The sequence below is a fragment of the Moorena sp. SIO3I6 genome (genome assembly GCF_010672095.1).
The window spans coordinates 1-8,495 of record NZ_JAAHHU010000221.1 but is presented as its reverse complement, the minus strand read 5'-3'; the positions used below and the strand labels follow the sequence as shown (position 1 = coordinate 8,495).

Here is an 8,495-nt window from a genome sequence, read left to right as displayed (position 1 = left end):
AGAGCGCTAATCACTGGAATTACAGGTCAAGACGGTTCCTACTTGAGTGAGTTGTTGCTAGAAAAGGGCTATGAGGTTCACGGTATTATCCGAAGGACCTCCACCTTCAACACAGATCGCATTGACCATATCTATGTAGACCCCCACAATCAAAACGCACGGTTCTTCTTACACTACGGTGATTTGACTGATGGTGTGACCCTACGCCGGATCTTAGAGGCGGTTAAGCCATCGGAAATTTATAACTTAGGGGCTCAATCCCATGTTCGGGTCAGTTTTGACTCCCCAGAATATACCGTTGACTCGGTGGGAATGGGTACTCTCCGACTTTTGGAAGCGATTCGGGACTATCGTCAGCGCACCGGTATCGACGTGCGTTTCTATCAAGCTGGTTCTTCTGAGATGTTTGGCAAGGTACAGGACATACCCCAAAAGGAAACCACTCCATTTTATCCCCGCTCTCCCTATGCCTGTGCTAAGGTGTATGCTCACTGGCAAACTATAAACTATCGTGAATCCTACGGCATGTTTGCCTGCAATGGTATACTGTTTAACCACGAATCACCCCGTCGAGGGGAAACCTTTGTCACCCGCAAGATTACCCGAGCAATTGCCCGAATTGTCGGAGGTCAGCAGAAAAAACTCTACCTGGGTAATCTTGATTCTAAGCGAGACTGGGGTTACGCGAAGGACTATGTCAAGGCCATGTGGCTGATGCTCCAGCAAGACAAACCAGATGATTATGTGGTAGCTACTGGTGAAACCCACTCAGTTAAGGAATTTTTAGAGATTGCCTTCAAATATGTAAATCTGGATTGGAATAATTATGTGGAGTTTGACGAGCGTTATTTGCGCCCTGCTGAGGTAGATATACTGATTGGTGACCCCACCAAGGCAAAAAAGGCACTAGGTTGGGAGCCATCTGTAACCTTTGAGGAGTTGGTAGCCTTAATGGTAGAAGCGGATTTACAAGCTTTGGGTCTGTCGAGCGCTAACGGCAAGAGTACTAAACCGTTGAATGATCAAGCCTATATCCGTCAAGGTGTAGCTACAATGGTTGACTAATCCGTTAGTCTATGACTGACTGTGAAGGTAGCATCGTTGGTGCAAGCGAATACATCAGCAACCACAAATCCGGATCGATAGGATTTGTGTTGAATAATGACTTAGTATATTCCTGCTTGCATTGCGATGCACCAGACGGTGATAGTTCTCCAAAAGCTAGGCAAGGATGACAAATAAATGGAAAGTTTAGATCTTAGTAATAAGAGGATTCTAGTTACTGGTGGAGCTGGATTTCTAGGACGTCAGGTAGTAGATCAGTTGTGTAAAGCTGGAGCGGATGCACAGAAGATTACTATTCCGCGATCGCTTGATTATGACCTGCGTTCTTTAGAGAACTGTCAAAGAGCTGTGGATCAGCAGGATATCATCATTCATCTTGCTGCTCACGTTGGTGGCATTGGTCTTAATCGAGAAAAGCCAGCTGAGCTATTCTATGACAATTTAATGATGGGTACTCAGCTAATTCATGCCGCCTATGAAGCTGGTGTGGAAAAATTTGTCTGTGTTGGTACCATCTGTGCCTATCCCAAATTCACACCAGTACCCTTTAAAGAGGATAACCTGTGGGATGGTTATCCCGAAGAAACCAATGCCCCTTATGGGGTTGCTAAGAAAGCTCTTTTAGTCCAGCTACAAGCCTATCGGCAACAGTACGGATTCAATGGCATCTATCTGTTACCGGTGAACTTGTATGGTCCGGAAGATAATTTCGACCCCAGCAGTTCCCACGTAATCCCTGCTCTAATCCGTAAAGTCTATGAAGCCCAACAAAAGGGAGAAATGACATTGCCTGCGTGGGGTGATGGCAGTCCTACCCGTGAGTTTCTCTACTCAACCGATGCAGCACGGGGTATTGTGATGGCTACCACGGATTACAATCAGCCAGAGCCAGTTAATTTGGGTACAGGCTATGAAATCTCAATTCGCGATTTAGTTGAGTTGATTTGCGAATTGATGGAATTTAAGGGAGAAATTGTCTGGGAAACTGATCAACCCAATGGTCAGCCTCGCCGTTGTCTGGATATTGAACGAGCCAAGCAGGAGTTTAACTTCACTGCTGAGATGGAGTTTAAGCAGGGGTTGAAGAATACTATCGACTGGTATCGACAACACGCTAGCTAAATCTACCCAAACCCATTGTCGGTAGGGGCGAAGTATTTGTACCTGGATATGTAGCTTAAACAGTAGCTCTAACAGTTCCAGTTTGTATACAAATGCTTCGCCCTCGAAGGCTAAAGCCAGACAGACTTTAGTAGAATAGTAATCAAAATACAATTTATATCCTGTCTGGAAGCATTAAGAGTGTAAGGTTTAGTAATTAGTAAAGGGCAACGATGAATTGTGATTACTCCCAACCCATTACCCCTTACCGAAAAAAACTTGGTAAATTAACACTAAAACTAAATATACATGATAGTATTTTTTTGATGATTGTTAATAACAATAACTTAATCAAGTATAATCAATCAATATTATAATTTATTTTAATTTATAGAGCATCTAACTATAGATAGATTTATAAAAAAAATACCTAGCTTCTAACGGTGAAAAAAGGGTGAGTAATCTACTAATTTTTTGTCGGTGACTATTAAAATTTTTTCCTGAGCAATTATTATGGAAGCTATAGATTATTCAGAAGAAATAGATTTTCATAAATACTGGCTAGTTTTCAAACGGCGTTTTTTGCCAGCAACCCTAGCCTTTGCTGGTTTTTTTGGTCTTGCAGCATGGTATGCATTCTCTCAAAAAACTGTTTATTTAGCAGCAGCTCAACTGTTGTTAAAGACAGATAATTCTTCTTTGACCGGGGTTGATAATTCAACTGGCACTATTGATAATGTGGCTCGCAAGAGGGACCCTTTATCTACGGAAGTAGAAATTATTATTTCCAGACCAATTATAGAAAAAACCATCAAAACTCTCAACCTCAGGGATAAAAACGGTGAATTTATCTCTCCTGAGTTCATTTTAAAAGAACTCAGTGTCAAACCAATTCCGGGGACAGACATCTTAACTATTTCCTATGAATCCTTTGATCCTACTTGGGCAGAAAGGATCGTTAACACACTGATTAAGGTTTACATAGAGAATGATCTCCAAACTAACCGAGCGGAAGCTGTCGCTGCTCGTGACTTTATTGAGAAACAACTCCCAAAAGTTGAAGCTACTGTCAGCCAATCAGAAGCGGATTTACGTAAATTCAAAGAAGCTAATAAAGTACTAGACCTGCAACAAGAAGCTAACATTGCAGTCGAGTCGATTGCCAAATTAGAGGACGAAATTTCTCAACTTCAGGCTCAGTTAGCACAGATAAATGCTGAGTCTAAGGGCTTGCGCAATAAGATCGGTCTGGATACACAGCAAGCTGTGGCAGCTACGTCTTTAAGGCAATCTACTGGGGTGCAGGATGCACTGAAACAACTCCAAGAGATACAAGCTCAGTTAGCAGTGGAGCGCACCCGCTTCAACGATGAATACCCAACAGTGGCTCAGTTGGCTTTTCAGGAAGCTGCACTATTAAAATTACTAAAAGAGCGAATAGCACAAGTCATTGGTAGCCAACAATCAGCGCCACCGGTTAAGAGTTTGTTAGAGTTTGGACCAATCCAGCAACAACTGACTGCAGAACTGGTTCAGTCCGAGGTACAGCGTTTAGGGCTGACTAGCCAACTAGCTGTTCTGAGGAATACTCAGTCGTCTTACAAAGAGCGGTCTAGAGTCCTACCGAAATTAGAGCAGAATCAGCGGGAACTGGAGCGACGGGTAGCTGCTGCACAAGCAACTTACCAAATTTTGTTAAGCAAGCTACAAGAAACTAGAGTTGCGGAAAATCAAAATGTCGGTAATGCCCTTGTGATTTCAGAGGCGATCGTTCCTGAAGAGCCGATTCAAATCCCCATCAACCTGATCCTGGCAGGGGGAGCTTTTGCTGGTATCTTAGTTGCGATCGCTACGGCTTTCTTGATCGACCTCTTAGACAAATCGGTTCATACTCTCAAAGAATTAAAAGAGTTGTTTAGATATACCTTGTTAGGGGTGATTCCAGATTACGGCAAGCTGGTCAGTACCAGCTATTTTGCTGGATCGTCTCAACAGAATGTTTTCCCCATTTTTCCAAGAGATTTGCCCCGCTCTGTCGTCGGTGAAGCCTATCAAATTCTGCAAGCGAATCTGAAATTTATCAGTTCTGATCGACCACTGCAATCGATTGTAGTAACCAGTTCTGTTCCTAAGGAAGGCAAGTCCCATGTCTGTGCTAATTTAGCTGCGGCTATGGCTCAAGTAGGACGCCGGGTGTTACTAATCGATGCTGATCTGCGTTATCCATCTCAACATCATCTGTGGGAACTAACTAACTCCTTGGGTTTAAGTGATATTCTGGTGGGTGAGGCTCAATTTCATCAGGCTAAACGGGAAGTAATGACTGGTCTTGATGTTCTGATGGCTGGGGTAATTCCTCCAAATCCTGTGGCTATTTTGGACTCTCAGAAGATGGCTTTACTGATGCAGAAGTTCTCACGAGAGTATGACTGCGTTATCATAGATACTCCAGCATTAGCTGGTATGGCTGATGCCCCAATTTTGGGCAAAATGGCTGATGGCATTTTACTGGTAGCCCGACCTGAAAAAACAGATTCTGCCAGGGCTAATGCTGCTATGGAAATTCTCAACAGCTCAGGTCAAAATGTTCTGGGGTTAGTTACCAATGGTGTCATCTTCAAGAACGAACCTGACGGCTATATCTACCGCAACAGGGAAAACTATACTACGCCAGATGTCATTCCAAATCCGGTTTAATAAGACTATATTCAAAACAATCAAAGTCCTTGCCTAGACTTGATTTGATGATTTAGTTAAGTAACCTATATGAACCGGATTTGGTATCAGTCAGGAAAAGGCTGAATGTAATCAGCCGTAAAACCTTGCACGCTGTGAATCTATTATCCAGAAGCTGCGCTGCCAGAACTTTGGTGGCGCATTCTGATCATAATTCCTAAGGTTATTTGCTTCATCATCCAGTAAAATACTGTCAGCACCACGAATGTTACGGCCATTACTAGTAGTGGACCTTTAGAGGTTAAATCATGAATCATACTCTTGGCTAAGCTACTGGGTTGAGCAACTAAGTCCCAGCTGTTGAACCGTTGGAATCGTCCTAAATAAATACCAAAGGCGCACAGAGCATGAGTAATTAACTCAGCTAAAAATATCAACTTTCCTAACCTTCGCTGCTGCAAATACTCACCTAGGTTAATCACAGATAGAACGTAAGCTTCAAAACCGGTTAGGATAACTAGCAGATGTTGGGGAATAACAACTAGAGTAATTGTCCATACTGAGTAATTCCTGCGAATGGCTTGAATTAGATGAATCACATCGGTGAGCAGATAGGGCGCATTGGGCAAAAATAGGATAAAAACTGCTAAACCTATCCACCATAATCCGGAGTGTAAGCCAGATTTACTCCGGAATAGCCAAAAACTTAGAGCTAATGGTATTGATGCTAGAAACAAATTCCAAGCCATCCAGCCATTGTGGCTATGCCAAGCTTTCCATACCTCTGTCAGTAATGTGTCCATAGACATGATTAGTGAACCTTTGCTCTAGGGTAGATTAGCCTTGTTAAGTGGTATTGAATTTAATCCTTATCCTAACTCATCCGTTCAGCTTTGAGTTTTGAGCTTGAGCTTTCATAGGTCATACTTCATACTTAAGCCTTAAGTTGACGGTTGAAAGTTGAAAGTTGAAAGTTGAAAGTTTAAGGTTTAAAGTTGGAAGCCTTTGAAGCTCATAACAATTCTGGCTCATTACCCATTACCGATTACCCGAGAAGGGATATGATCATCAGTCAACTGGATTTGAGATAACCATGCCTCAGAATCGGATTATTACTCTGCTGAGTGATTTTGGCTTACAAGATGTTTATGTGGGTGTGATGAAGGGTGTCATTGCCCAAGTTAACCCAACTTTGACTATAGTAGACCTGACTCACCACATCCCCCCTCAAAACCTAGCCGCTGCTCGGTTTAATTTGATCAATGCTTATCCCTACTTTCCAGCGGGGACAGTTCATGTGGCGGTGGTTGATCCAGGAGTCGGCAGTCACCGAAGAGCGATCGCTATCCAACTTTCACAGGGTTTCTTGGTCGGTCCAGATAATGGGCTATTCAGTGGAATTTTGGAGCAATACCCAGTCATGGCAGCAGTTGAGCTAACCAACTCAGCCTACTGGCGCACTATAAATCCTAGCACTACGTTTCATGGTCGAGATATCTTTGCTAGTGTTGGAGCTCACTTGGCTAGTGGCTTACCAATCGAAAGCTTGGGAGAGGTAATTGAGCCAAACACTTTGGTAACGCTAGATATACTAACAAAAACACTAACCGATGATGGGATTATTGGTTCTATCCAATATGTTGACCATTTTGGCAATTTAATCACTAATATCCCAGGGGCTGAGGTTGATGGCAAAACTTGGTCTGTTAAGATAAGCGATCGCATTATCCCCCATACTCAAACCTATAGCAATTGCCAACTTGGAGAGTTCGTTGCCCTAATTGGTAGTCATGGTTGGGTGGAAATCGCTGTTAACGGTGGGAGTGCTAAGTCTCAATTACAGCTGGATTGGGGAGATAAAGTGGAATTAAGCATTAAAAATTAGAATAATAATTAGTACCGAGTTCCTTTCCAGGATATTATGACCACATCACTACAACCATCTGAACCGGTAGTTTACCAAGGTCAGTTTGGCGAATTTACCATTACCGAAAGCGATCGCATTGGCGTAGTTATCTACCGCGCTGGCTTAGTGGTAGCAGCCTTGAGCTTTGCGATCGCCAGTAATTTAATTCTATTGCGAGGAGCTAGCCCAAGTATTTTAAATGTCCTGACTCCTCTTTATGGCTTATTCTGCCTTGCCCTAGGGGTTAGCTTAGTCACCATTCATATTTATCTAGCTCCCCTGCACCGCCTACTACAAATCTTTTGGGGCATCGGTTGCATTGCCTCAATTGCACTGGCATTTTCCAGCAATGAGCCCCTTGCTCTATACATTTATAACCATCCTATTTCTCTATTCGGAATTGGTTTTACCTTTGCAGCGTTAACCGGAATTTATTTCAAGGAAGCATTTTGCTTTAATCGCTTGGAAACTAAATTCCTAACTCCCCTAGTACCCATGCTGTTACTGGGACATATAGTTGGATTTTGGTCTACAGATTGGGAGATGATTCTGCTAGGACTCTGGGCGGTTTTGTTTATGGTGTTTGCCCTGCGTAAAGTATTGCAACCGATTCCAGATGATATTGGTGATAAGTCGGTTTTTGAGTATCTCAAAAAGAAGCGTGTGTAAGCTATAAGCTATCAGCTATCAGCTATCAGCTATCAGCTATCAGTTATCAGCTATTAGCTATCAGTTATCAGCTATCAGTTATCAGCTATCAGTTATCAGCTATCAGCTATCAGTTATCAGTTATCAGCCAAAGGTCTGTGCTCAGGCTACTAATCGGTGCTTTTGCATCAAATAAGCTGACCACTGACCGCTGACTGCTGAATGCTTACTCCAATTTTCATTAATCTCGAACTATTAAATCTCCTGTTTGCGCGATGGGCACGCTACGGGAACGAGGTTTATTTTAAGCATGATAGCTGACAGCTGACGGCTGAATGCTTACAAACGTGTAGGAAATTAATAAGCTGCTAGTGATTTTACGAATTACCAAAAAACAAGACTATAAACGAAGGAAGCAAGGGGACTGACGATCATCCTTTTTAAAATAATCCGGACAGATGGGACTTTGATTGGTAAGTACTAGAAAAGTGAGATGCTCTATAGCGGTTTTTAGCCTAATGAGGTACACCGGATTTTTTACCTTTTCTTTCTTCTGACTTTACTGCTCCCTGCTCCGAACGCGCCCCGCGTGGCCCACGGCCTCAGTCCCTGCTCCCTATAAACCCAAAAAATTGTACCTTACTAGCTTAAAAAGCGCTATAGACCTTATTAGTCATCAGTGATTATTAGTCATCAGTGATTAGGTGACCACGGTTTTCTCTACCGTAGACTATACCGTACATTAGTGACCACAATATCATTTATTTGTGGTTACTAATGACTAGTGACTATTGACGAGATAATTTTTCATTAAAAGTCCCAATCATGCGTTTAGTATGTAGGCGAAAACAGTGGGGTTTAACGGTTCAAGGATGGTTTGTGAATACTTTTTTGATTATTACCTGTAGTCTCTTTATGTTAACTCATATCCACCCATTTTTATCGATTACTTCTCCCATTAACGCTGATGCATTAGTAGTAGAAGGATGGCTACCGGACTATGCCTTAAAAGGTGCCATGGAAGAATTTGATCGGGGTAATTATCAAAAAATAATCACCACTGGCCTTCCTCTGCGTAAAGGATATTATCTGTCAGAGT

The 8,495-nt window shown here is 42.5% G+C and carries 6 protein-coding genes and 1 pseudogene; 6 read left to right on the top strand and 1 reads right to left on the bottom strand.

Annotated features, from left to right (window positions below; genetic code table 11):
- From gmd to F6K49_RS31910, 3 genes are all read left to right on the top strand, one after another.
- Positions 1–1,065, top strand: a 1,065-nt coding sequence (gene gmd, locus F6K49_RS31920) for a GDP-mannose 4,6-dehydratase (RefSeq protein ID WP_293103094.1), incomplete at its 5' end; no start/stop codon positions are given.
- A 177-nt stretch (positions 1,066–1,242) separates the two neighbouring features.
- The gene (locus F6K49_RS31915; RefSeq protein WP_293024400.1) at positions 1,243–2,187 is read left to right on the top strand and encodes a GDP-L-fucose synthase; all 945 of its coding nucleotides are present in this window, start codon (positions 1,243–1,245) and stop codon (positions 2,185–2,187) included.
- Between the two features lie 492 nt (positions 2,188–2,679).
- Positions 2,680–4,863, top strand: a complete 2,184-nt coding sequence (locus F6K49_RS31910; protein ID WP_293067485.1) for a polysaccharide biosynthesis tyrosine autokinase — start codon at positions 2,680–2,682, stop codon at positions 4,861–4,863.
- 143 nt (positions 4,864–5,006) lie between these two features.
- On the opposite strand, the gene F6K49_RS31905 is transcribed toward F6K49_RS31910, so the two are convergent.
- Positions 5,007–5,651 (bottom strand): DUF1361 domain-containing protein, encoded by a 645-nt coding sequence (locus F6K49_RS31905; protein WP_364302353.1) that lies wholly within the window; start codon positions 5,649–5,651, stop codon positions 5,007–5,009.
- A 284-nt stretch (positions 5,652–5,935) separates the two neighbouring features.
- Between F6K49_RS31905 and F6K49_RS31900 the strand changes: the two genes are divergently transcribed.
- From F6K49_RS31900 to F6K49_RS31890, 3 genes and pseudogenes are all read left to right on the top strand, one after another.
- Positions 5,936–6,727: an SAM-dependent chlorinase/fluorinase gene (locus F6K49_RS31900; protein ID WP_293067488.1), complete on the top strand. Its 792-nt coding sequence runs from the start codon at positions 5,936–5,938 to the stop codon at positions 6,725–6,727.
- Positions 6,728–6,763: 36 nt separating this feature from the next.
- Entirely contained in the window at positions 6,764–7,417 is a 654-nt protein-coding gene (locus tag F6K49_RS31895; RefSeq protein WP_293024395.1) for a DUF2301 domain-containing membrane protein, read from the top strand.
- An 894-nt stretch (positions 7,418–8,311) separates the two neighbouring features.
- A pseudogene (locus tag F6K49_RS31890) lies at positions 8,312–8,495 on the top strand (cytosine deaminase); the annotation flags it as partial.

Bases quoted from the DNA above. Each gene is read 5' to 3' on its own strand.
- F6K49_RS31915 (WP_293024400.1), top strand. From the start codon at position 1,243: ATGGAAAGTTTAGATCTTAGTAATAAGAGGATTCTAGTTACTGGTGGA.
- F6K49_RS31910 (WP_293067485.1), top strand. From the start codon at position 2,680: ATGGAAGCTATAGATTATTCAGAAGAAATAGATTTTCATAAATACTGG.
- F6K49_RS31905 (WP_364302353.1), bottom strand. From the start codon at position 5,651: ATGTCTATGGACACATTACTGACAGAGGTATGGAAAGCTTGGCATAGC.
- F6K49_RS31900 (WP_293067488.1), top strand. From the start codon at position 5,936: ATGCCTCAGAATCGGATTATTACTCTGCTGAGTGATTTTGGCTTACAA.
- F6K49_RS31895 (WP_293024395.1), top strand. From the start codon at position 6,764: ATGACCACATCACTACAACCATCTGAACCGGTAGTTTACCAAGGTCAG.